General features: G+C 72.6%; 13 protein-coding genes. 2 read left to right on the top strand and 11 right to left on the bottom strand.

Annotated features, from left to right (window positions below):
* Positions 1 to 48: 48 nt before the first annotated feature.
* The 9 genes from Q0994_RS15225 to Q0994_RS15185 all read right to left on the bottom strand — a co-directional run bounded on the left by Q0994_RS15225 (position 49) and on the right by Q0994_RS15185 (position 19,234).
* Positions 49 to 1,257, bottom strand: coding sequence for a cytochrome P450 (locus tag Q0994_RS15225; RefSeq protein WP_299534463.1), 1,209 nt, complete (start codon positions 1,255 to 1,257; stop codon positions 49 to 51).
* A gap of 73 nt (positions 1,258 to 1,330) precedes the next feature.
* Positions 1,331 to 2,386: an NADP-dependent oxidoreductase gene (locus Q0994_RS15220; RefSeq protein WP_299534461.1), complete on the bottom strand. Its 1,056-nt coding sequence runs from the start codon at positions 2,384 to 2,386 to the stop codon at positions 1,331 to 1,333.
* Positions 2,383 to 4,083, bottom strand: a complete 1,701-nt coding sequence (locus tag Q0994_RS15215; RefSeq protein WP_299534459.1) for an NAD(P)/FAD-dependent oxidoreductase — start codon at positions 4,081 to 4,083, stop codon at positions 2,383 to 2,385. Before Q0994_RS15215 ends, Q0994_RS15220 begins: the two co-directional genes overlap by 4 nt.
* 44 nt (positions 4,084 to 4,127) lie before the next feature.
* Positions 4,128 to 5,810 carry an NAD(P)/FAD-dependent oxidoreductase gene (locus Q0994_RS15210; protein ID WP_299534457.1) on the bottom strand — a complete coding sequence of 561 codons (1,683 nt, stop codon included), beginning with the start codon at positions 5,808 to 5,810 and terminating at the stop codon, positions 4,128 to 4,130.
* A complete protein-coding gene (locus Q0994_RS15205; protein ID WP_299534455.1) occupies positions 5,800 to 15,390 on the bottom strand; it encodes a non-ribosomal peptide synthetase/type I polyketide synthase in 9,591 nt (3,196 codons plus the stop codon). Before Q0994_RS15205 ends, Q0994_RS15210 begins: the two co-directional genes overlap by 11 nt.
* A 147-nt stretch (positions 15,391 to 15,537) precedes the next feature.
* The gene (locus Q0994_RS15200; protein WP_299534856.1) at positions 15,538 to 16,497 is read right to left on the bottom strand and encodes a sterol desaturase family protein; all 960 of its coding nucleotides are present in this window, start codon (positions 16,495 to 16,497) and stop codon (positions 15,538 to 15,540) included.
* Between the two features lie 412 nt (positions 16,498 to 16,909).
* Entirely contained in the window at positions 16,910 to 17,965 is a 1,056-nt protein-coding gene (locus tag Q0994_RS15195) for a methyltransferase domain-containing protein (RefSeq protein ID WP_299534452.1), read from the bottom strand.
* Positions 17,966 to 18,364: 399 nt separating this feature from the next.
* Positions 18,365 to 18,871 (bottom strand): NUDIX domain-containing protein, encoded by a 507-nt coding sequence (locus tag Q0994_RS15190; protein ID WP_299534450.1) that lies wholly within the window; start codon positions 18,869 to 18,871, stop codon positions 18,365 to 18,367.
* A gap of 168 nt (positions 18,872 to 19,039) precedes the next feature.
* On the bottom strand, positions 19,040 to 19,234 hold the full coding sequence (locus tag Q0994_RS15185) for a hypothetical protein (protein ID WP_299534447.1): 195 nt from the start codon (positions 19,232 to 19,234) through the stop codon (positions 19,040 to 19,042).
* Between the two features lie 178 nt (positions 19,235 to 19,412).
* On the opposite strand from Q0994_RS15185, the gene Q0994_RS15180 reads away from it, so the two are divergent.
* A complete protein-coding gene (locus Q0994_RS15180; protein WP_299534445.1) occupies positions 19,413 to 20,759 on the top strand; it encodes a tetratricopeptide repeat protein in 1,347 nt (448 codons plus the stop codon).
* Between the two features lie 124 nt (positions 20,760 to 20,883).
* Here the strand turns inward: Q0994_RS15180 and Q0994_RS15175 are convergent, their stop codons facing one another.
* Both Q0994_RS15175 and Q0994_RS15170 read right to left on the bottom strand, forming a co-directional pair.
* Positions 20,884 to 21,804 carry a DUF2510 domain-containing protein gene (locus Q0994_RS15175; protein ID WP_299534442.1) on the bottom strand — a complete coding sequence of 307 codons (921 nt, stop codon included), beginning with the start codon at positions 21,802 to 21,804 and terminating at the stop codon, positions 20,884 to 20,886.
* A gap of 154 nt (positions 21,805 to 21,958) precedes the next feature.
* The gene (locus tag Q0994_RS15170) at positions 21,959 to 22,879 is read right to left on the bottom strand and encodes an AEC family transporter (protein WP_299534854.1); all 921 of its coding nucleotides are present in this window, start codon (positions 22,877 to 22,879) and stop codon (positions 21,959 to 21,961) included.
* 224 nt (positions 22,880 to 23,103) lie between these two features.
* Here Q0994_RS15170 and Q0994_RS15165 point away from each other — a divergent pair, with 224 nt between their 5' ends.
* The gene (locus Q0994_RS15165) at positions 23,104 to 23,859 is read left to right on the top strand and encodes a FadR/GntR family transcriptional regulator (protein ID WP_299534440.1); all 756 of its coding nucleotides are present in this window, start codon (positions 23,104 to 23,106) and stop codon (positions 23,857 to 23,859) included.
* The last annotated feature ends 79 nt before the right edge of the window (positions 23,860 to 23,938 follow it).

Genomic DNA, 23,938 nt, shown 5'->3' with positions numbered 1-23,938 from the left:
ACGCCCGGCCCAGCCCCGAGGCCCCGCCCGCGCCGTGCGGGCGGGGTCTCAGCGGGCCACCAGCAGCCGGGCGGGGCTGCGGGAGGTGCTGCCCAGACGCCAGGTGACGGACGCGGCCGGCTCCGCGAGCCGGAGGTGGGGGAACCGGGCGGCCAGCCGGTGCAGGGCCAGCCGCAGTTCCAGCCGGGCCAGCCACGCGCCCAGGCAGTAGTGCGGGCCCGCGCCGAACGACAGGGTGGGCGCCTCCAGCGGAGCGAACAGGTCGTCGGGATGTCCGGTCCGGAACACGGCGGGGTCCCGGTTGGCGGTGCCGCAGTCCGCGACCACCACCGCACCCGCGGGGACGACGACGCCGCCCACCTCGACGTCCACCGACGCCCGGCGGGTGCTGCCCCGGTCGTCGCCCAGCGGGATCAGGTGCAGCAGCCGGTCGGCCACCACTCCGGCCGCCTCCTCGTCGGCCCCGATCAGGGGCCAGGCGTCGGGCCGCTCGTCGAGCAGATAGAGCAGCGCGTTGCTCAGCATCGTCATGGTGCTGTCGTGGCCGCCGACCACCAGCCCGCAGACCAGACTGACCAGTTGCGACTCGGGGATGGCGCCCTCCTCGTCGGCGGCCAGGACCAGGCTGCTGACGAGGTCGTCCCCCGGTTCGCGGCGTCGCCGCTCCAGCAGCCGGGCGCCGAAGTCCAAGAACTCCGCCAGCGCCGCGTCCACCTCCTCCTGGGGCAGCGAGCCGTCGGTGAAGGCGTACTCGGTCCAGTGCCGCAGGCGCTCGCGGACCGACGGGTCGAGCCCCATCAGGCGGCTGATCACCGCCACCGGCAGCGGCAGGGCGAACTCGGCGACGATGTCCGCCCGTCCCTCCCACCGGGCCAGCTCCGCCAGCAGTTCGTCCACGATCGACGCGATCCACGGCTGCCACCGGGCGACCGCCCGGGGCGTGAACGCCCGGCGCAGGGTGCGGCGCAGGCGGAGGTGTGCCGGACCGTCCTGGTTGAACACCAGGTCCGGATCGCTCACCAGCCCCGACGTCCCCACCGGCCCCGGCCCGTCCGGCGCGTGGAGTTCCGCGCGGGTGAACCGGCCGTCGCCGAGGACCTGCCGCACGTCCGGGTAGCGGGTCACCAGCCACCCCTCGGAGCCGTCCGGCAGGGTCGTCGGCCGGGGCGGTCCGGGCGGGCCGAAGTCCAGCCGGTGCAGGGGGAGCGGGCCGGTCGGGCCACGGGTGCCGGTGTGGTCGAGGGGCGGGGTGGTCACACGGCCTCCTGGTGGACGCGGTCGGCGCGGTGCGGGCGGTGCGAGGAGCGGGCGGCCCGCCGGGGCATGGTCTTCACAGCTGCACCAGTACTTTCCCGCGGCCGGCGCCGCGGTCGTGGTAGAGGCTCGCGTAGGCGGCCGGGATGGAGTCGAAGCCGTGGTACAGGGTGTGGTCGCACACCACCTCGCCGCGCCGTACCAGATCGCCCAACTCGGCATGCAGCGCACACCAGTTCTCTTCGGTGAACCACTCCAGCGAGAAGATCCCGCGCACGGTGGCGCGCGGGAACATGAGGTACGGCAGCAGCCGCGGTCCGACCGCGTCCCGTCCCACCTGGGTCGCCCACTGCCAGCACACGGCGACCCGGCTGTCGATGTTGAGCATGGGGAACACCGCGTCCGTCACCGCGCCGCCCAGGTTGTCGAAGTAGCGGTCCACCCCGTCCGGCGCCGCACTGGCCAGCGCGTGCCGGACGCTGTCGGCGTCGTCGCCCTGCCGGTAGCGGACCACCGCGTCGAACCCGAGCCGCTTCAGGTACTCCGCCTTGCGCGGACTGGAGGTGGTGCCGACCACCCGGGCGCCCGAGAGCCGGGCGAGCTGGCCGACCAGGGTCCCCACCGAGCCCGAGGCGCCGCTGACGACGAGGGTGTCGTTCGGACCGGCCGCGAGGAAGGTGCGCAGGGTGCCCCAGGCGGTCATGCCGGGCCCGCCCATGGAGCTGAGAGCCGTCGCCAGCGGCAGCGCGTCGTCGTACCGGCCCGGGTCGAGCCGCCGGTACGCGGGGAACACCATCGGGAAGGTCCCGGTCTGCCAGAGCGCCGCCGCGCCGGTGCCGATCACGTGCGAGCGCCAGCCGCCGAAGCCCTGCACGAGGTCGCCCGGCCGGTGGGCCGCGCGGGGGCCCGCCTCCAGCACCTCCATGATCGAGTCGGCGCCCATGTGCGCGCCGAGCGGGGTGTCCAGCGCGATGCCCTGGAGGTACGGGTCGACCGACACGTAGAGGGTCTTCAGGAGCATCTCGTCGGGGGCGAGGTCCACCTCGACGTCCTCGACCACTTTCGCGTAGACGCGGTCCACGTCGGGGACGCCCTCGACGTGCTCGCGGACCACCCATTTGCTGATCTTCACAGGGGTTGCCTTTCCGTACCGTGGGGGCCCGGCTCCGCCGGGTCCGCGGACCGGCCGGCTCCGCCGCCGACCGGGATGACGACATGGGTGGGCGGGGGAGCGGACCGGTCGACGTCGGCGGTGAACTCCCGGCCGTCGTCCCGGCAGACGAACTGCATGACGTGCCTGCCCGCCGCCGCCGCGCGGATGAGGCCGCCGGTGGTCGCCCAGACGCCCGACTGGTAGAAGTCCGCCAGACCCGGCAGTCCGGGCCCGTGCTTCTTGACCAGTTCCTCCAGCTTCTCGCCGCTCTCCACGAACGGCTGCCAGCCGAGCACCGTCCCGTCGTGGTTGCCGGTGTACCGGACGTGGGTGAGCGGGCTCGACACGTCCCGCACCGTGACGGCGTCCGTGATGCCGGGGAACCGCTCCTCCAGGAAGCGGACGAGCGCGAGGCGGGCCCTGCGCTTCGCCGCGTAGTAGCCGCGCCCGTGGCGCACCGGCAGGGTGTGCAGTTCCTGGCCGCCGCGGGACCGCGTGACCTGCTCCGGCCCCTCGTCGAGGGCGCGCCAGGGGGCGATGTCGCAGAAGTACGTCACGTACACGACGGTCGTGCCGCGCGGGGAGAGCTCCGGGTAGTGGCGGCTGCGGAACTGGACGTTGATGCTCGGGTGGCGGATGCCGGTCAGTTGGGACGCCACGTCCTCGTCGAGCAGGTAGGTGGTGCACGGGTCGGCTTCGGGGAAGGACCGGTCGAGCCCGAGGAAGAGGGTGAAGTAGCCCGGGAACACCATGCCCGGTTGGTCGATGGTCTCGGTGTAGAGCTTGCGGTAGTCGTCATCGAGGTACCGGCCGCCGAGGAGCTTCCTCATGGTGGTGGGTCCGTCGCACGCCGACACGACGATGTCGGCGCGCAGTTCGCTCCCGTCGCTGAGGCGGACGCCGACCGCCCGGTCCTCCTCGACCAGCACCTCCTCCACCTTGGCGTTGTACCTCACCCGGCCGCCGAGCCGCAGGTACCGCTGCTCGACCGAGCGGGCCAGGCCCAGCGACCCGCCCTCGGGCACCCCCGCGGAGAGGTTGGCGTGCGAGGCGAGCTGGAAGTGGGTCGGCAGGACGGGGAAGTTGGGGTGTTTTTCGTAGAGGACGAAGTTGAACGCCTGGCGCAGCAGCGGATCCTGGAAGCGGGCCGAGTACTCCGACATCAGGACGGAGATCGACGCGCGGACCGCGTTGAAGTACGGCAGGAACGACGCCAGCATGCGCCAGCGCTCCACCCGGCCCATCAGCCCGACCGGCTTGAGGAACGGGTAGACGGCCAACGCCTTGCGGAAGGCGCGCAGGCGGTCGCAGAAGTCCCGGACACGCCTCTCGTCGGCCGGGGACAGCGCGGTCAGATGGGCCTGCAGGCGGTCCGGGTCGGAGTAGAAGTAGACCGCCCGGCCGTCCTGCCCGCGCACGACGTTGAAGACGTCGAAGTGGCGCACCTCCTTGCCCTGGAGGGCGCCGAGCTCCAGCCAGATCTGGTGCATCTCGTTGCCGGGACCGCTGCCCAGCATCCAGCTCACGCAGGCGTCCAGGGTGAAGTCGCCGCGCTCCCAGGCGGTGCAGCAGCCGCCGGGGACGTCGTGCATCTCCAGGACGTGGGACCGGTAGCCGTTCATCTGCGCGTAGGCGCCGGTGGACAGGCCGCCGAGCCCCGCACCGATGATGATCATGGTTTCCCGGCGGCGCGCGTCCGCCGGCCCCTTCCTCCGCCTCGTCACGCGCCCGCCCCCTCTCGGGAGGACCACCGGTCGAGCTGGGGGAGCCGTCCCAGCTTCCCGGCGTGCCAGGGCTCGGTGGCGGTGCTCTCCCAGGCCCGGAACGGAATCCCGAGCTCGGCGCAGAGGTACTGCACGGCGAACCTCCCGGTGGAGGCGGCGCGGATCAGGCCGCCCATCCCGACCCACTGGCCAGCCATCGAGAAGCCGCTCAGCCCCGGCAGCCGCATCCGGTCCTTGCCGACCAGGTCGGCCGCCACGTCGTCCGCGTCGGAGAACGCCTTCCAGGCCAGGATCGAACCGTCGTGGTTCCCGGTGTAGCGCCGGGTCGTGGCCGGCGAGGCCACGTCCACCAGCTCGATCCGTCCGGCGGCGCCGGGCCACTGCCGCTCCAGGAAGTCCCGCACGAACGCGGCCACTTTCCGTTTCTCGGCCCGGTAGGCCCTGCGGTCGGTGCGGCGCAGCGTCTGCCAGTGGGCGTAGTCGCTGAAGTAGGTGCAGTGGACGACGGACTTCCCGGCCGGGGCGAACCCGTCCGCGTAGCGCGAGCGCAACTGGACCACCAGGCTGTGCTGGAGCGCGCCGGGCAGCCGGGCGGCGTCGTCGGCGGGGAGGAGGTAGGTGGTGCTGTGGGCGTCCCCGGCGGGGAGGTCGCCCCGGATGCCGACGAAGGCCGAGACCACGGCGGGGAAGAGGGTGCCGGGCCGCCCCAGCAGTTCGTCGTAGAGCCGGTCGATCCGGGGGCCGGTGTACCGGCCGCCGAGCAGCCCGTACACCGCGGTGCGGCCGTCGCAGGCGGCGACCACGTGCTCGGCGTAGTACGTCCTGCCGTCGCGCAGCCGGATTCCTACGGCCCGGTCGTTCTCGACCAGCACCTCCTCGGTCCGGGCACGGTAGGTCACCGTGCCGCCGAGCCCGGTGTACCGCTCCTCCAGCGACCGGGCCAGACCGAGCGAACCCCCTTGCGGGAAGCCCGCGTTGCCGTGGTGGGCGGCGGCCATGTTGAACAGGTACGGCAGCAGCGGAAAGCCCTCCGGGTCCTGGAAGAAGATGTTGCGGAACGCCCTGCGCAGCAGCGGGTCCTCGAACCGGTCGGCGAACCGGTGCATGGGTGTCGCCGCGGTCCGCCAGAACAGGCGGAACGCAGGGAGCACGGTGCGCAGCGTCGCCGCACGCTCCCGGACGGTCCGCAGGTCCGGCGCGGTCAGGAACGGGTACAGCTCGATGTCGACGAAGCGCCGCAGGTCCCGGCAGAAGGAGCGGATCAGCCGCGCGTCGGCCGGCGACACCGACAGCAGGTGCGCCTCCAGCCGGTCCGGGTCGTTGTAGAACGTCACGGACCGCCCGTCCTCGTCGACGACCCGGTTGAACAGTTCGAAGTCGGTGATCGTCTTGCCGTCCAGGGCGCCGAGCTCGCGCCACACCCGGTGGGCGTCGTTGCCGGGGGCGGTGCCGATCAGCCACTCGATGCAGTAGTCGAAGAGATAGCCGTCGCGGGACCAGGCGGTGCAGCAGCCGCCCGGCAGCACGTGCTTCTCGAACACCCGCGTGCGCAGCCCGCTCATCTGCGCGTAGGCACCGGTCGACAGGCCCGCCACGCCCGCGCCGACGACGATCACGCGGGGCGGGCTGCCGGGGGTCCGCTCGCGTCGGACCCAGTCGGACTCGTCGTCATCGCGCACGGTGTTCCCCCTCGGTCAGCAGGTCCCGCACCAGCGCCGCGTTGGCCGGCAGGTGGGCCGGGTCGAGCATCTCGGCGTGGGTGCCCGAGCCGCGCCGGACACGGGTGCCGAGGGTGGAAGCGCCGTGCCAGGAGCCGGGTGTGCCGACGGCGTGCAGCGCGGTCTTCTCCTCGTCCGTCACGACGCTCACGTACGCCCCCACCGCACCGGAGTTGGGGGTACGGCCGCAGAACGCCAGGTACTCGGCGGCGTGCTCCAGCGCGGTGCGGGTGACGATCTCCGACCCGGTGTGCCGGCGCAGGTGCAGGGCGAGTTCCGCCTCGAAGGCGGCGAGCCCCCGGGGGTCCGGCTCGTACGACTTCACGGTGCGCAGCGAGTCGAGCACCACCACGTGGCCGACGGTGCGACCGCGTGCTTCGAGCTCCTTGGCGACCTCGAAGGCGAGGTTGCCGCCGAGCGAGTACCCGAGCAGCAGGCAGGCGCCCGCGGGCTGCTCCCGCTCCACCAGGTCGGCGTAGCGCCGTACCTTGTCGTCGCCCGGCAGATAGTGGAATCCCACGACCCGGTACTCCGCCAGTCGCGCGGCGAGGCCGCGGTAGACCAGGCCGTGGCCGCCGGCCGGAGGGAAGCAGAAGAGCGGCGGCTCCCGGTCCGGATTGAAGGCCAGGAAGGGCAGTTCGTCGGCCGGCGTGGTGGTGACCAGGTCCTCGACCGCCGCGGCCATCCCCCTGAGGGTGGTGACCCGGTACAGGCGGCTGACGGGGACGGCGACGCCGAACTCGGTCCGCAGGTGGTGGAGGAGCTCGATCAGCTTGACGGAGCTGCCGCCGCACTCGAAGAAGTCGTCCCCGAGGCCCGGCCGCTCCGCCCCGAGCAGCCTTTCCCACAGCCGGGCGGTCGTCGTCTCGTAGAGCGTCACCGGCGGTTCGTACGCCTCCCGCAGGTCGCCGGTGCGCGGCGCCGGCAGCGCGGCCACGTCGACCTTGCCGTGCGCGGTGAGCGGCAGCGCGGGCAGCTCGGTCACCGACGACGGCACCATGTAGGAGGGCAGGGCGTCCGCGAGGTGGCGGCGCAGCGCCCGGCGGTCGAGCGTCGCGCCCGGCTCGGGCACGACGTAGGCGCACAGTGCGGGCTCGCCGGCGGCGTCCGGGCGGACCACCACCACGGCCCGCGCCAGACCGGGCCGTCCCGCCAGGTGCGACTCGACCTCCCCGATCTCGACGCGGTGCCCGCGCAGCTTGACCTGACCATCACTGCGCCCGACCAGATGCACCCGCCCCCGGGCGTCCCAACGCGCCACGTCACCGGTCCGGTAGAGCCGCGCCGGCGGGGAGTCCGCGTCACGGCCCAGGGACCGGGTGACGAACCGGCGGGCCGTCTGCTCCGGGTCGCCCGCGTATCCGAGCGCGAGCCCCTCGCCCCCGATCCACAGCTCGCCCGCCACCCCGGCCGGCACGGGATCGCCGTGCGCGTCGAGGATGTACAGGACGGTGTGCGGCAGCGGCCTGCCGATCGGCACCATCAGGCCGGGATCGAGATCGTCCACCGGCCCCTCGAAGAAGGCGCTGTCGATGGTCGCCTCGGTGACCCCGTACGAGTTGACGACCCGGGTGCCGGGTCCGCACAGGTCACCCAGCCGCCGGTATTCGGCGACCTTCCACGCGTCCGAGCCGACCACCAGCAGCCGCATGAAGTCCAGGCGCTCCCCCTCCCGCTCGCAGTGGTCCATCAGACCCCGCACCACCGCGGGCACGAACTCCGCGCAGTCGACCCGTTCCGTCCGCATCGTGCGGTACAGCCGGGCCGTGTCGAAGAGGAGGTCGCGGTCGGCCAGCACCAGGGTGCCGCCCGAGCACAGGGCGCGCACCAGGTCACCGGTGAAGACGTCGAACGAGGGCTCCGCCATCTGGAGGTGGACCGACACGTCCTCCTCCAGCCGGTACGCGCGGCGCCAGGCGTGGTACGCCGCGGCGAGTGAGCCGTGCCCGACCCGCACCGCCTTCGGACGGCCGGTGGACCCCGAGGTGGTGATCACGTAGGCGGGGGAGTCCGGAGCAGGCCGCGCGCACGGGGCGGGACCGTCGTGCTCCGCCGTGCGCAGGGCGTCCGGCGTCACCACGGCCGCCGGCAGCGCCTCGGCCCACGCGGTGCGGTGGCCGTCGACGACGACGAGTTCGGCGCCGGCGTCGGTCAGCACGCGCGCCGCCCGGTCAGCGGGCTGGTCGGGGTGGAGCGGCAGATAGGCCGCGCCCGTCTTCAGCACCGCGAGCAGGGTGACCACCAGCTCCGGCGACTTGTCGAGGCAGATCCCGACGACCTGCCCCGGCCCCGCACCCCGCAGACGCAGCCCCCGGGCCGCGGACTGCGCCCGGCGCTCCAACTCCGCGTAGGTCAGCCGTTGTGTCCCGCATGTCCTGCCGCCGAGACCGGGCGCCGAGACGGCGACGGCCTCCGGGCGGGCCGCCGCCACGTCGGCGATCAGCCGCTGCACCGGGCGGAACTCCTCCGGTGCGGTCCAGGCCGGGGAGAGCTGCGACCGGCCGCTCCACTCCCCGAGCAGCTCGGCGCGCTCCTCCCGCCCCAGCATGTCCAGCCGGGACGTGGGGAGTTCGCCCGGCGCACCGGTCAGACCGTCGAGCAGCCGGACGTAGTGCGACGCCATCCGGCGCACCGTCTCCGGCAGGAAAAGGTCGGTGTTGTACTTGAACACGCAGTGGAAGCTGCCGTCGGACTCGTCCTCGTACACCGACAGCGTGATGTCGAACTGGCCCTCCTCCTCGGGGAGTTCGATGTAGTCGAGCCGGTATCCGTACCGCTCGGCGGAGACCTTGTGGGTGAGCAGGATGAACATCGCCTGGAAGACGGCGGAACGGCTCGGATCGTGCTGGAGGTCCAGCTCCTCGACCAGCAGGACGAACGGGTACTCCTGGTGGTCGAGGCCGTTCAGGACGGTCCGGCGGACCTGGTCGAGCAGTTCGCCCACGGTGGGGGACCCGCTCAGGTCCCCGTGCAGCGGGAGCGGATTGACGAAGTAGCCGTACACCGCACCGAATTCCTGCTGGGTGCGGCCGGTCACCGGACTGCCGACCACCACGTGGTCCTGCCCGGAATAGCGGTGCAGCAGCAGGTAGTAGGCGCTCAGCAGCACCATGAACGGGGTGACGCCATGCCGTTGTGCGAGCGCGTGCACCCGGGCGCCCAGCCCTGCGTCGAGGACGAAGAACTCGGAGGCCCCGTTGTGCGTCTGCACCGCGGGCCGGGGCCGGTCCGTCGGCAGGTCCAGCAGCGGCACCTCGGCGGGCAGGTGCGCGCGCCAGTAGTCGAGCATCTTCGCCGCCTCCGGCCCCGCCAGGAAGCGGTTCTGCTCGTTGAGGAAGTCGAGGTAGCGGGCGGCCACCGGAGGCAGCGACGGCTCCCGGCCCTGCCTCAGCGCCTCGTACACCGTGAACAGCTCGTCGATGAAGGTGAACGTCGAGATGGCGTCCGAGACAATGTGGTGGACGGCCTTCATGATGACCCAGCGGTCCCGGTCGCGCCGGAACAGCCGGAAACGGAAGAGCGGGTCGTGCTCCAGGTCGTAGGGTGCGCGGTACTCGCGGACGACGGCCGACCGGATCTCCTCCCAGTCCTGGCCGGTCACGTCGAACAGGGCCAGGTCGACAGCCGTACCCGCGGTGGTCCGCTGCACCGGGCGGCCCTCCTCCAGATGGAAGTTGGTGCGCAGCGCCGGATGCCGGACGACGAGCCGGCGCACCGCCTCGAACATCAGGTCGGGGTCGATCTCGGCGCGCACCTCCACGGCGCCGCCGATGTTGTACGCGTAGCCGTCCGGATTGAGCTGCTTGAGGAACCAGAGGGCCTTCTGGTTCTGCGTCAGCGGGTGGTCGTCCGGATCGGTGAAGAGGGTGACCGCACCGGCGCCGTCTCCCGCGCCGTCGGCCGCCAGCTTCTCGGCCAGTCCGTCGTGCAGCAGGCCGGCCAGTTCGCGGACGGGGGTACCGCTCAGCAGCGCGACCACCGGCAGGGCGACGCCCACCTCCGCCTGGGTCCTGGCGCGCAGCTCCATCGCGAGCAGCGAGTCGAGCCCCAGCGCACCGAGACCGGCCGCCGGGTCGACCGCCCCGGCGGGCGAGCGCAGCACGGCGGCGGCCAGCGCGGTGAACCGGTCGGTCACCAGGGTGAGCCGCCCGGAGGCGTCGGCCGCCCGGAACGCGTCCAGGAATCCGCTGCCGCCCTCGGGGGCGTGTTCCCGCGCGGCGGCCGCCAGTGCGGCGACCAGCGGGGGCGGCGCGTCGTACCAGGCGAGGAACACCGGCCAGTCGACCACGGTGGCCACCACCAACTGGGCCCGGTCCTGCCCGAGGACCCGCTCCAGGACCCGCATCCCGGCCTCCGGGGCGAGCGAACTCATCCCGCGACTGTGCAGATAGTGGTCCACCAGGCCGAGATCCTCGATCATGCCGGTCGCCCACGGCCCCCAGTCGAGGCTCAGCGCCGGCAGCGCCCCGGCCCGGCGCCGGTGGGCCAGCGCGTCCAGGAACGCGTTGCCCGCCGCGTAGTTGGTCTGCCCCGCCGTCGTCAGCAGCGAGGCGATCGAGGCGAAGAGCACGAAGTGCTCCAGAGGTTCGTCCCGCAGGTGCCGGTCCAGCACCGCGGCGCCCACCGCCTTCGGGTCGTACGCGGCGTCGAACGCCTCGCGGTCCATCTCGGCGAGCACCCGGTCCCGGACCCGCCCGGCCAGGTGGAACACCCCGCGCAGCGGCGCGCCGCCACCGTCCCGGTAGGCCGCCAGCCACCCGAGGAACGCGTCCTCGTCGGTGACGTCGACCGTCGCCAGGACCGGCTGCGCGCCGAGCGCCTCCAGCTCCCTCAGCAGCGCGACCGCCCGGCCCGGCGCGGACTCCGGGTCGGTCTCCGGCCAGTCCTTGCGTGCGGGGACCGCGGTGCGGCCCATCATCACGATCCGGCGGGCGCCCCGCTTGGCCAGCGTCCGGCACAGCAGCCGGCCGAGCGCCCCGAAGGCCCCGGTGACCAGATACGCGCCGTCCGCCCGCAGCCGGACCGGCAGCGGCCGGGTCAGCCTGTCGGCGGGCAGCAGCCGGCTGGTCGCCCGGCGGTCACCGCGCAGCCCGATCTCCTCCTCGTCGTCGGAGCCGAACTCGCGCAGCAGCGCCCCGGCGTCGTCACGCGCCCCCGCCGCGCCGGCCGCCCGTCCGGGGTCGAGGTCGATCAGCTTGCCCCGGAAGGCGCCCAGTTCCTGATGGCGCAGCACCCGCGTCACCCCCCAGGCGGCGGCCGGCGACGGCTCGACCGGATCGCCCGGCGCCACCGGCTGCGCCCCGCGGGTGACGACGTGCAGCCGTCCGCCGTCCGCCCGCGACGCCAGCGTCCTGGCCAGCGCCACCAGGGAGTACGCTCCCGTGCCCGCGGCCCGCGCGAGCCCTTCCCGGCCCCCGCACGCGTCGAGCGGCGGCAGGTCGAGGTTCCACAGGTGCACGATCGTCCCCCGGAACGGGCGCCCCTCCTCGTCCAGCGCCGCGAAGAGCCGGTCCCAGTGGCCGGCCCGGTCCGGCACGAGCGTGAACACCCCTTCCTTGTCCGCCCCTTCGAAGGAGGTGCCGGCCCGGACCGTCCGGCAGCGGTCGCCGCGGGCGGTCACCAGCTCCGCGAAGGCGTCCGCCACACCGCCACCGCCGTCCGTGAGGAGCAGCCAGTCCTGGACGCCGGCCGGCTCCGGAGCCGCGACCGGGGGCAGGTCCACCCACCGGGGCTCGACGAGCCAGGAGTCGACGGTGGCTCGGGAGACGGCGGCCGACGCCTTCTCGACGTCGGCCGCCCGGAAACCGCGCAACCGGCCGAGCGCCGATCCGTCCTCGGCGTACAGGGACAGGTCTCCGACCAGTTCGTCGCCGTCCTGCCCGGTCACCGTGGCGTGCACCCACAGCGGCCGGTCGCCGACCGGACCGATCGCCACCTCGGCGATCGACAGCGGCAGCCGCATGCCGGCCGGGGCGGGCGGGGTGCCGGGGACCGGGATCAGCGGGGTCAGCAGGGACTGGAAGCAGGCGTCCAGCAGCACCGGATGCAGGTGGTGACGGGCCGCGTCGTCCCCGATCCCGGCCGGCGGGGCGATCCGTGCCAGGACCTCGCCGTCGCCGATCCAGATCTCCCGCACCGCCCGGAACGCGGGCCCGTAGTGGTAGCCCAGCGCCGACAGCCCCGCGTACACCTCCGCCCCCTCCAACCGCCGGACGGCGCGCCCCCGCACGGCGTCCGCGTCCAGTGGCGGGACCGGGGCGTGGCGCTGGACGGCACGCACGACACCGCACGCGTGCACCGTCCGCTCCGCGTCGGCGCCGTCCGGCGCGGAGGCGACGGTGAAGTCGCCGCTCTCCAGCGAGAGCGACACCTGCACGGTCCTGGTCTCCTCCTCGGACAGGAACAGCGCCTTGCGCAGCTCGACGTCGGTCAGCACCGCCGCCGTGCCGTCGCCGCCGAGGGAGCGGACCGCCTGGGCCGCCATCTCCAGATAGCCCGCCGCCGGGAACACGACGGTGTCCTGGATGCGGTGGTCGGCGAGGTAGGGCAGCCGCTCGGTGTCCAGAGCGGCCTGCCAGGTCGGGTCGCCGTGGTCGGTGCGACGGCCCAGCAGCGGATGGTCGAGCAGACCGCGACGGACCTGGGCGACCACCGCCGGCTCCGTCCAGTGGCGGTCGCGCCGCCACGGGTAGGGCGCCAGCGCCACGGGCCGGCCCGCGGGCTGGAGCACGTCCCAGGCGACCTCGACGCCGAGGCTGTGCAACTGGGCCGACGAAGCGGCGAAGCACGCGGACTCGTCCTCCGCGCGCCGCAGGGACGGCAGCACGACGGCCGTACGGCCGCCGTCCGCCAGGCACTCCCGGATCGCGTGACCGAGGACCGGATGCGGGCCGATCTCCAGGAACAGACGGTGCCCGTCGTCGGCGAGACGGTCGACGGCCGCCCGGAAACGGACCCGGTCCCGGACGTTGCGCCACCAGTACCCGGCGTCCAGCTCCGGGCCCCTGGCCACGCCCTCCCGCCCCGTGAGGTGCACCGGCACCAGCGCCGGACGGGGATCCAGATCGCCCAGTGCCGCCAGCAGCTTGTCCTTGATCCGGTCCATCTCCGCGCTGTGGTAGGGAACTTCGACCGCGAGGAACCGGGTGAAGACCTGTTCGGCCCGCAGTTCCTCGGCCAGCGCCGCCAGCGCGCCCTCGTCCCCGGCCAGGGTGACCGCTCCGGGGCTGTTCACGGCGGCCACCGAGATCCTGTCCCCGTGGTGCCGCAGCCGGCGCTCGATGCCGTCCTCCGGCAGGCCGACGGCGAGCATCCCGCCGGTCCCCGCCAATGTGTGCTGGAGACGGCTGCGGTGCACCGCGATCCCGACCGCGTCCCGCAGGGAGTAGACGCCCGCCTCGTAGAAGGCGGCGATCTCACCGGTGCTGTGGCCCACGACGGCCGCAGGGTGGACGCCGTAGGACCGCCACAGCGCCGCGAGTCCGGCCTGCACCGCGAAGTTGGCGGGCTGCGCCAGCCACGTCTGCGACATCCGCGAGACGTCCTCGTCGGCCGCCATCTCCTCCAGCAGGGACCAGTCGGCGATCCGGCGGATCTCCCGGTCGCACGCCTCGACCGTCTCCCGGAACACCGGTTCGTCCGCCAGCAGCCCGCGGCCCATGCCCCACCACTGCGGGCCCATCCCGGTGAACACCCACACCGGCGACCGCCCTCCGGAGGGCGGCGCGCTCCCGCGGATCACCCGCGGATGCGGTTCGTTCCGCAGGTACGCGGCGAGCCCTTCGTCCAGGGACTCCCGGCACGAGTACACGACCGACAGCCGGGACTCCAGGTGCTGGCGCCGGTGCGCCAGGGTGTGCCCGAGGTCCGCGAGGTCCACCCCGCCGGCGAGCTCGGTCCGGATCGCCTCCGCCCGCTCGGGGAGTGCGTCCGGGTGGCGGGCGGACAGGGGCAGGATGCTCCAGCTCCGGCCCGTCGCGGGTCCGGGCCGAGGCGTGGCTTCCGTACCGGAGTCCGTACCGGAGTCCGTACCGGAGTCCGTACCGGTCTCCGTTCCGGCGTCCGTGTGGGTGGCGGCTTCCCTCGCGGCGTCGGCGTCGGCGTCGGAGTCGGTGTCGGTGTCGGTGTCGGTTGTGGTTGCGGCGTCGGGCGCGGCTCCGGTGCCGGTCCCTCGCTCCGGACGGGCCGGCGCCGTGGGTGCCTCCTCCAGGACCACGTGGGCGTTGGTGCCGCCGAAGCCGAAGGAGTTCACCCCGGCGCGGGCCGGTCCCTCGTGCGCGGGCCAGTCGGTCACCCGGTCGGGGAACTCGTAGGGGGAGCCGTCGCGGTCGATGGCGGGGTTGATCCGTTCCAGGTTGATGTGCGGCGGGATCAGCCGGTGTTCGAGGGCGAGCGCGGTCTTGATGAGGCCCGCGATGCCCGCGGCCGCCTCGGTGTGCCCGATGTTCGCCTTCACCGAGCCGACGTACACGGGCGCGCCGGGCGTCCGCCCGACGGAGAGCACCCGGGACAGCGCGTTGGCCTCGACCGGGTCGCCCACCGGGGTCGAGGTGCCGTGCGCCTCCATGTACTGGAGGTCGCCCGGAGTGATGCCGGCGTCCGCGCAGACCCGCCGCACCAGGGACGCCTGGGCATCCCCGTCGGGCACCGTGATGCCGTTGGTCCTGCCGTCCTGGTTGACCCCGCTGCCGATGATCACCGCGTGGACCGGGTCGCCGTCCGCGATCGCGTCCGCGAGCCGCTTGAGCGCGACGAGCCCGACGCCCTCCGCGCGTACGTAGCCGTCGGCCGCGGCGTCGAAGGCGCGGGACCGCCCACCGGGGGACAGGAATCCGCCCTTGGTCTCGGCGACGGTGTACTGCGGCGCCATGTGCAGCAGGACTCCGCCCGCGAGCGCGAGGTCGCTCTCGCCCCTGGCCAGGCTCTGGCACGCGAGGTGGACGGCGACCAGGGACGAACTGCAGGCGGTGTCCACCGAGAGGCTGGGGCCCCGGAAGTCGAAGGCGTGCGAGATCCGGTTCGACACCATCGTCATCATCGTGCCGGTCGCGGTGTGCGCGGCCAGCGTCCCGAAGCTCAGGTCGGAGAACTGGAGGATCTTGTAGTCCAGCGTGAACGCCCCGACGTAGACGGCCGTGTTGGAGCCCGCCAGGTCCGCGGGGCGCTGCCCGCCGTCCTCCAGCGCCTCCCAGGCGACCTCCAGGAGCTTGCGCTGCTGCGGGTCCATGTGGTCGGCCTCGCGGGGGCTGATGCCGAAGAAGGCGGGCTCGAACTCGTCGAAGCCGTCGATGTACCCGCCCCGGCCGCCGGTCAGCCGGCCCGGCTTGTCCCGGTGCGCGCTCCGCAGGGTGGAGACGTCGTAGCGGTCCGCCGGGGTCGGCGTCACGCAGTCCTTGCCGTCCACCAGATTCCGCCAGAAGGACCGGTGGTCGGTCGCGCCGCCGGGAAACCGGCAGCCGATACCGATGATCGCGATTCTGTCCGTCGAAGCGCCGCCGGTCGGGGCGCCGTCGCTGGAAGCGTCGTCCGTCGAGTCAGCCACGAGGGCACACTCCTCAAGTGGGTTCGGTGGTGCGGGCGTTGCCGCACGGGTCAGCCGCAGGGGTGGTGTCGGTGGGCGTGTTCCGGGGGCGCGCGCATCGCTGGTACGGGCCGGGAGGCGGCGGGCTCCACGGGGCCGGGACGCGGTTCAGGCGGTGGTGCCGGTGCCGGTGCCGCGGTCGTGGTTGTTGCCGTTGTGGTTCTTGGCGTCGCGGTTCGCGCTGGGGCGCCAGGGGTGCAGGAGGGTCGCGACGATCTCGTCGGTGCTCGGGAACGCGGCGGGATCGGTCAGCCCCACCGCGACCGGTTCACGGCCGGGCCGCCAGGTGAAGCTTCGGAAGAGGTGGTCCCAGCACGACAGGTCGGAGCCGTAGTGCCCGGCCTCCGTGAGATCCGTACTGTGGTGCAACCGGTGCTGTTCCGGGCTTGCCAGAACGTGGTTGAGCGGCCCCAGCCGCACATCGATGTTGGCGTGGACGAAATAGCCCTGAGCGGTCGTGAAGAGGCCCGCTGCGAGCACGGCCTCGGCCGAGAACCCGACGAACGCCAGGGTGAGTTGGACGACGCCCTGGGCGAGGACGATGTCCAGCACGTGGTTGACGCCGTTGTTGGCGACGTTGACCTTCTGCGGGACGTGGTGCACGCCGTGGAACCGCCAGAGCAAGGGGTGGGTGTGGGCCAGGCGGTGCACCAGGTACCCGGCCAGCGAACCGCACAGCAGCGCCCCGGGAACCCCCGCCCACAGCGGCATTGCCGTCCCGGCCGGCGCCACCCGGATCACCGCGGCCGTCACCAGGAACTGCGCCACCGCGCTCGCGGCCATGGTCAGCAGAAAATGGATGCCGTACCAGCGCCATTCCGCGCGGCTGGGATGCCAGGTGCGACGGTGGGGAATCACCCTTTCGAGAATGGCCAGATAAAGCAGGGTGAATACCAGAAACAGTGGACTGACCGTGCCGGGGTCCCATCGGAGGACCAGCGAACCGGCCGCCATGGCGACCGTGGCCGAAAAGAGGAGGGGAAAGGCTGCTGAGCGGAGCAGGGTACGTAAGTGTTCGGTGCGGGCCAGGGGTCCGAGGTCTTTCCGGACCGTGCCCGACGACTGGATTTCGTCGATCGGACGTCCTTCTTCTTCGCGCACCCCGGTCACCTCCGTCGATGAGGGTGCGGGCCGCCCGACCTGCGCCGTTGCAGGGGGAGCGGCCGCTGTCGGCGGTATGCGGGGGAGTCGCCGCCGGGCCCGGCGCATGGAGCGGCGCGCCGCACGTCGGCGGTGGTGTGAGGGAGGGAAGGGGACGGGCCGACCGGAACCCGGCGGGCGGTTCACGCGCTCCGCGGCCCCGGCCGGGCTCGCATGATTCTTTTCCTTTTCCGGCGGCTTCAATCCTCGTATGGAGCGAGAGAGGGAACTCTTTCGGGGGACGTCCGATGTGCTCTCGGGTGGGAGATTCTCGGCCCGTGCGGCGGGAATTGAGCGAGGAATGGTTTCGGCGAGGCGAACCGAATAGTCATCTTTTCATTCATGCGGCCGGGGTGTGTTCTGTTGAGGGGTGGCCGGCGGTGGCGGTCGGTGGCGGTCGGTGGCGGTCGGTGTCCCAGGAGAACCGCCACCGGTCCGCCCTCGCCGGGTCGATGCCGCCGCACCGCACCGGCCGCCGCCGACGGTGCGTGTGCGGTCCCCGGTCAGGTAGGCGAGTTCCACACCCGGTGCCCTTTATTTCGAGCATGGAACGCAGCTCCCACGCGTTCGCCACGTCCACCACGGGATAGCGGCCGGTGCTGCGGTCGCCTCCCTCGGCAGTCCGGCCGTGGGCGAACAACTCGACGGGGGCGGGCGGGTGATCATCGCCGGACCGGGTGGGCATGAACCCGGCCATGTCCCGTTCGACCGCCCCCACCACGTCCCCGTCCCCGTGCTTCCACCCGGTCACGACCAGGCAGGTTCGCCCGAGCGTGGTGGCGATGCGTCTGCCGGGCTTGAGTGCCGCGAGGGCCGGACGGAGCCCCGGACCGGCGGGTAGCCCCACCGTGGACACGATGCGGTCGTACGAACCGGGCACGTGCTCCGTCGCGTCCGCAGTGACGAACTCGGGGTGGTGGCCCATGGACGCGAGCCGTTCACCGGCGGAGCTGGTCAGGTACGGGTCCACGTCCAGGCTCGTCACGTTCTCGGCCCCGAACCGGACGGACGCGTATGCGGTGAGCCCGCCGGCTCCGGTGCCCAGGTCGAGCAACGACAACCCGTCCCCGAGCCGCCCGTGTCGCAGTATCCGTACCGCCAGGCTCGGCAGTGTGGCGGACGACGTGGGCACGCCCTCGGGATGGTCCCCCTGCTGTGCGTGGTCGGCGTGGAGCGTGCCTACCTTGGTGACCAGGGACCGGTCCGAGTGAGCCGCGTGCAGCCACGCTTCCGGGATGGCCGATCCGTCGCGGAGAACCCACGCCCCCGAACCGTCCGCTTCCCACCAGCGCGGGACGAGCCGGTGTCGGGGCACGGTCGCCACCGGGCCCAGCCATCGGGAATCCGGCTCCGCCACTTGGTGGGCGAGCCTGCCCGCTCTCTCTTCCCCATCCATGGTGCGAGCCTTCCAGTCCTCAGTAAGCGGGATCGCACGCTTCGGTGTTCGCGGGGTCGCAGTCCCCGGAACCGTCCGGTGGGCACGCGCTGCGGGTAGGAAGCGGATACGCGCGGAGAGGTCCCGCCATGCTGCTCCGCCGAACAGCTCGGCGAGCGGCGTTTCCCGCACGTTGCCCGCCGGGAAGTGTCGCGCGAGCACGCAGCCTGCGAGGTCGCTGTTCGGCAGGGTGGCAGCTCGTCCACGGGTGCACCGTCCGCAGAGACTGGATACCGGCGAGCGGGCGGGCGCTGCGTTGAGCGTCGTCATTGTGCGTTTCCTCCCGTGTGGCGTTGCAGATGTGCGACCCTGCCCGATCACCGCCGCCTCAACGGCGGCGGCGACCAGGCGGAATCGGCGTCAGCCGGATCGGCCCGCGTGGGCGAAGGGTTCGCCGTCCACCAGCAGGGGCAGTCCGGAGCCCCGGTCGCTCGCGTCCACGGCCTGGCGGATGCGCCGTTCCTGGTGCAGGGGATACAGCGAGTGGAGCTGGTCCACGGGCATCCGGCGGAGGCCGGACACGTCGTCCGTCGCGGCGTCGGGAATCCGTACGCGGGCGGCGTCCGTGGCGCTGACGACACCGCCGTCGGGGACGACGTGCAGCCCGCAGGGTTCGCGGCTCCCGAAGTCGGCACGCACGTGGTCCAGCACGAAGTAACGGCGAAGAACGCACCGGAGGCCGGTCTGCTCCCGCAGTTCGCGCGTCGCCGCCTCCGGGACCGACTCGTCGCCGTACGCGCTGCCGCCGGGCAACTGCCACGCCCCGTGCGCCGGCTTCACCATGAGCACGGCGCCGCCCGGATCACGGACCAGGACCAGCGCTCCGACCCGGCGCGGGAGCGGAACGACGAAGTCATCGTGCGCCATGGCCGCCCCCTGGATGCGCCTCGGCCTGGTGACGACGGCGCAGGACCCGCCAATCGGTCGCCCGGCTCAGGTCACCGGCGGACTCGGCCTCATTCTCGGCGAGTTCGTGATCCAGGCACACGGGGCAGCCGTCTGTCTGCTCTACCCGTACGGGGTGCTGTTTCGCGGTCACCGTGCACGTCCCCGGCTTCTCGCGTTGTCCCGCGCCACTCCGGCGCGCATGCGTTCCTCAGGGGTGGCCGGTCGCACTATCGTCGGCTCGGCCTCCCATTCCCGGCCCCCGCCGAGCGGCCGCAGGGCCCAGTACGGGCCCGACCGTCCACGGAACTCCCCGACCCGACCGGATCGGCTCGTATCGACCATGACTACCCCCAGAGAGGGTGGTTCCGGCTCTGTGACCACGCGCTCGCCTTCCTCGAAGCGTTCCTGCTGTTCGCTCTAGGCAACCGCGTGATCACGCACAGCGGTACTGTTGGGAAGCGCACAATGATTAAGAGCGTTAAGCGCTCAACGGCGTCGTGCACAGGGAGTTGAACCGATCGTGGGCACCAGCGAGCCGAACACCGCACTGGAGGGTTTGTTCCGCGAGACCGGGTGGACCCTGCGGCAATGCGCGCAGGCCATCAACCGGGTGGGAACGGAACGAGGCACCCCGAAGGCTTACCGAGCGCCGTCCGTGCACCAGTGGCTGGGCGGCGGCATGCCCCGTGACGATGTGCGGCCGTTGATCCTGGAGGCGTTCGCCCGCAGACTCGGGCGACCCGTCACGCATGCGGACGCAGGTTTCCAACCCCCCCGGGCCGGGACGGAGGGCGGGGCGTCCAGCACGTTTGACGGAATCATGGACCTTGGCCGGCTGGACATGGACCCGTCGCGCCGTGGTGTGTTGAGCGTCGCACTGTTTTCCGTCGCCGTCACCATTCCCGATTGGCCCGACGTGGTGGGGCGCATGGAGGCCGCGCACACAGGTTCCCGGACTCGCATAGGCATGTCCGACGTGCGCACGGTCACGGCCATGACAGAACAACTCTCGTCGATGGACGACCAGTTCGGGGGCCGGACCGCTCGCCCTCTCGCCGCGACATTCCTGGTGAACACCGTCGCCCCCTTCCTGCGGACGGACGGACCCGAGGACGTGCGGAAAGCGATGATGTCCGCCGCGTCCGACCTCTGTTACCTCACCGGATACATGGCGGTGGACGAGGGGTTGCACGGCCTCGCACAGCGGTACTACGGGAAAGCCCTGGAACTCGCGGGGGCGTCGGAAGACCATCTGACGTTCTGCACCACGCTGCGGGGCATGAGCGTGCAAGCGGTGGATCTGGGTCAAGGTCCGCTGGCCATGAGGCTCGCGGACGCCGCTGCCGCGTCCTCCCCGCAGGCCGGGCCACGCATGCGCGCCTTCCTCGTCGGGCAGCAGGCGCACGCCGCCGCGCACGTCGGGAACCGGCGATCCGCGCTGATGTACCTCCAGGAAGCCGAGGTGGCCATGGACAAGGCCGAGTCCCGGGGCAAGGTGTTCGGCTCCTACGATCCCGCGTCGCTGAACTACCACACCAGCCAGGTCCGCTACGAGATGGGAGACGCGCACGGGGCTGTGGCGGCTCTCCAGGAGTCGGACCGGCTTCGGTACGGCGTCTATCGGCGCACACGCGTCAAAGAGCGGGCGATCCTTGCCGAACGGCAACTGGCCGTAGGGCACCTGGAAGCGGCGTGCCACACCTGGGGGCGGGCGCTGGACGATTATCCGTTGGTCAACTCGGGGCGCATCGACAAACGAATGACCGACATGTTCACTTTGGTCCGGCCCCATCTGCGCAACCACGAGGCTCAGTCCCTCTACGAGCGCGCACGTGAGATGGTGCGTCCGGAGCTGGTCCCGGCATAGCGAAGGCCCCGCCGCGCCTTCCGGGGGAGGCGCGGGCGGGGCTTCGTCACGCTGCCACCGGCCGGAACACCGCGCGGCGGAGCCCGGCCGGGGGCCCCGGGCGGCCGGCGGATCCCGGGCCCGGTCAGGCGGTCCGGCCGGAGCCCGAGCCGCCCGACGCCGCCTTGATGCCCTTGGTGATGGTGTCGAGCACGGACAGCTTCGGGGCGTCGGCGCTGACGTCGAAGCCGGAGCGGACCACGACCAGCATGTCCTTGCTGGTGGGGGACGGGAAGACCAGCGACTCGACGTACCCGTCGTCGCCCTTCTTCGTCACCACCTTCCAGCGCACCACGTAGCCCTTCTGCCCGGCCACCGTGACGGCCTCGGACTTGAGCTGCTCGTGGGAGGTGATGCCCTCGTACGCCTTGTCGCCGTAGGACTCCTCGGCGTTGACCGAGATGTCCTTCTTGGCGGCGGCCTCGGCGGTGGTCGCGGTGTTCTCCAGGGCCGCCGCGGGGGCGGAGAAAACGCCGCCGCGCACGCACGTCGTGTCGGCGGCGCCGGGGCACGCGTACTCGCCCGTGGTCAGGCCCGCGCCGACCGTGCCGGACTTGCCGGTCCAGCCGTCCGGGACCGGCAGCGCGATGCCGCTCGCCAGGTCGGTGGCGTAACCGTCCTCGGTGCCGGGGACCTGGGAATCGGGGGACTGCTCCTGGCCGTCCCCGCCGCCGTTCTGCCCGCCGCCGTTCTGCCCGCCACCGCCGCCCGGCGCGCCGGGGCCGCCGGAGGGGGCGCCGGACGGGCGGCCCGCGGGGGCGGACGAGGCCGCCGAGTCCTTGCCGCTGTCGTGCCCGAGCACGTACGCACCGGTGCCGACGGCCGCGAGAACCACCACGCCGGCCAGGACGCCGACAGCGATGCGTAGGCGACGGCGCCGGGTCACGGCGGGAGGGATGCGGAGTTGGTCGGTCCACTGGCTGCCGTCCCACCAGCGTTCCTGTGCGGGGCCGAATCCTGTGTACCCGGGGTCTGGATGCCAGCCGGGCGGGGTCGTCTGGTTCACGGTCATACCGTATGCGTACTGAGTGAGAATCACATGAAATGGTTGGCGTGATATCGCATCCGCCGACCGGATCTCGGATCCCGGTTGCCGAGCCCCCGCCGTCCGCGCGCCCGTCCTCACCCGAGCAGCAGTGCCCCGCCGTCCCCACCCGTCCTCACCCCAGCAGCAGTGCCGTGGCCACCGTCACCGGCGCGGCCAGGATCGTCGAGAGCAGGATGGACTCCCGCGCCAGCCGGACGCTCGTGCCGTAGTGGGTGGCGTAGGTGAACAGGTTCTGCGCCGCGGGGAGTCCGCTGGTGACCACCACGGCGAACAGCGCCGGGCCGTCGAGCCCGAACGGGCCGGCCGCGATGGCCCAGGCGATCAAGGGCTGGGCGAAGCTCTTGAGCGCGACCGACAGCAGGACCGGGCCGCGCTCCCTGCCGCGGGCCGGGAGTTCGCTTCCGTGCAGCGAGATACCGAACGCCAGCAGCACGCCGGGCACCGCGATCCCGCCGATCAGCACCACCGGTTCCAGCACCGGGCCGGGGATGCGCAGGCCCACCAGGTTGACCGCGACGCCGGACAGCGAGCCGATGACGATCGGGTTCCGGAACGGGGTGGTGAGCAGGCGTGCGACCGACTCGCGTTCGCCCTGCCCGGACGTCTCGATGACGGTCAGGGCGATCGGGGTGACCACCAGTTGCTGGAAGAGCAGGATCGGCGCGATCAGGGTGCCGTCCCCGAGGACGTACACCGCGATGGGGATGCCGAGGTTCCCGGCGTTCACGTAGCAGGAGCAGAGCGCCCCGATGGTGGTGCGGCCGACGCTCCAGCCGCGTACCGCTCCGACCGTGACGAAGGCGCCCGCGACCACCAGGGTGCTGAGCGCGGTCACCGCCAGCGGCAGCGAGATCATCGCCGACAGGTCGGCGGAGACCATCGTGGTGAACAGCAGTGCGGGCGAGGCGACATGGAAGGAGAGCTTGGTGAGGACCGTACGCCCGTGCTCGCCCAGGACGCCGGTCCGGCCCACCAGATAGCCGACGGCGATGATCGTGGCTATGACGCCGAAACCGGTCAGCACCCCGTTCATCGGCGACCCGGCGGGGATGCGGGGGAGGGCGGGACCGCGGGATTCGGATGTGTCATGCATGCAACGTTATGGATCATGGGGCGGTCCGCACAAGGTGCCTCAGGCTGTGGTCCGACCACATGGCGAGCGTGACATAGGCTGAGAATTCGACCCTATGGTGACGAGCGCCGGCGGCGTCCCCGCGCGGACCTCCCGTGGCGGGCGGCCGGGGCAGGGAGTGGTGGATGCCTGTCGAGTGGGAGCCCGTGCGGCAGTCCCGTACGCATGAACTCGTGCTCCGGTCCATCGAGGAACGGGTGTTCGCCGGGGAGCTGCGGGCCGGTGACCGGCTGCCTCCCGAGCGGGAGCTGGCCCCGGTGCTCGGGGTGAGCCGCTCGGCGCTGCGCGAGGCGCTGCGGGTTCTGGAGACCATCGGGGTGCTCGTCGCGCAGCCCGGCCGGGGACCCGACTCCGGCGCGCGGATCGTCCGCAACCCCGACGACGCGCTGGGCCGGCTGCTCCGGCTGCACTTCGCCCTCGGCAGCTACGGACTGCACGACGTCCTGGAGGCACGCGTCACGCTGGAGCGCTCCAGTTTCGAGGCGGCCGCCCGTCACGCCGCCGATGAGGACCTGGAGGCGGCGGCCGTGCTGCTGGCGAGGATGGGGGAGCCGGGGGTGACCGTGGCCGAGTTCAACGATCTGGACACCCGTTTCCACGTGCTGATCGCCGGGGCCTCCGGCAACGCCCTGACGTCCACCCTCACCTCGGCGGTCCGCGAGTCGGTCCGGCCGCTGATCCTGCGCGCGCTGGAAGAGGTCCCCGACTGGCCCGCCACCGCGCGCGCCCTCAACGACCAGCACACCGCGCTGCTGGGCCTGGTCCGGCGGGGCGCCGGCGCCGAGGCCGCCGATCTGGTCGAGGAGCACATCCGGGGCCTGCACGGCACGCTGGTCGACGAGAACGCCGAGCGGGACGAAGCCCGGCCGGGCGAAGACTGACACGCCGCGCCGGAGACCGGAGAACATCCGGGGGCGGAGGGAGGGGACGGTGCGCCGCGCACCGTCCCCTCCGGCGTTT

The organism is uncultured Streptomyces sp. (assembly GCF_947488945.1).
Lineage (GTDB): Bacteria > Actinomycetota > Actinomycetes > Streptomycetales > Streptomycetaceae > Streptomyces.
The sequence above is the reverse complement of the archived record's forward strand: the minus strand, read 5'-3'. Positions and strand labels throughout refer to the sequence as shown.

What these genes read in the sequence shown, in the direction of transcription:
- Q0994_RS15170 (WP_299534854.1), bottom strand. Translation starts at nt 22,879, where the DNA reads ATGAACGGGGTGCTGACCGGTTTCGGCGTCATAGCCACGATCATCGCC.
- Q0994_RS15195 (WP_299534452.1), bottom strand. Translation starts at nt 17,965, where the DNA reads ATGGATGGGGAAGAGAGAGCGGGCAGGCTCGCCCACCAAGTGGCGGAG.
- Q0994_RS15185 (WP_299534447.1), bottom strand. Translation starts at nt 19,234, where the DNA reads ATGGTCGATACGAGCCGATCCGGTCGGGTCGGGGAGTTCCGTGGACGG.
- Q0994_RS15165 (WP_299534440.1), top strand. Translation starts at nt 23,104, where the DNA reads ATGCCTGTCGAGTGGGAGCCCGTGCGGCAGTCCCGTACGCATGAACTC.
- Q0994_RS15215 (WP_299534459.1), bottom strand. Translation starts at nt 4,083, where the DNA reads ATGATCATCATCGGTGCGGGGCTCGGCGGCCTGTCCACCGGCGCCTAC.
- Q0994_RS15190 (WP_299534450.1), bottom strand. Translation starts at nt 18,871, where the DNA reads ATGGCGCACGATGACTTCGTCGTTCCGCTCCCGCGCCGGGTCGGAGCG.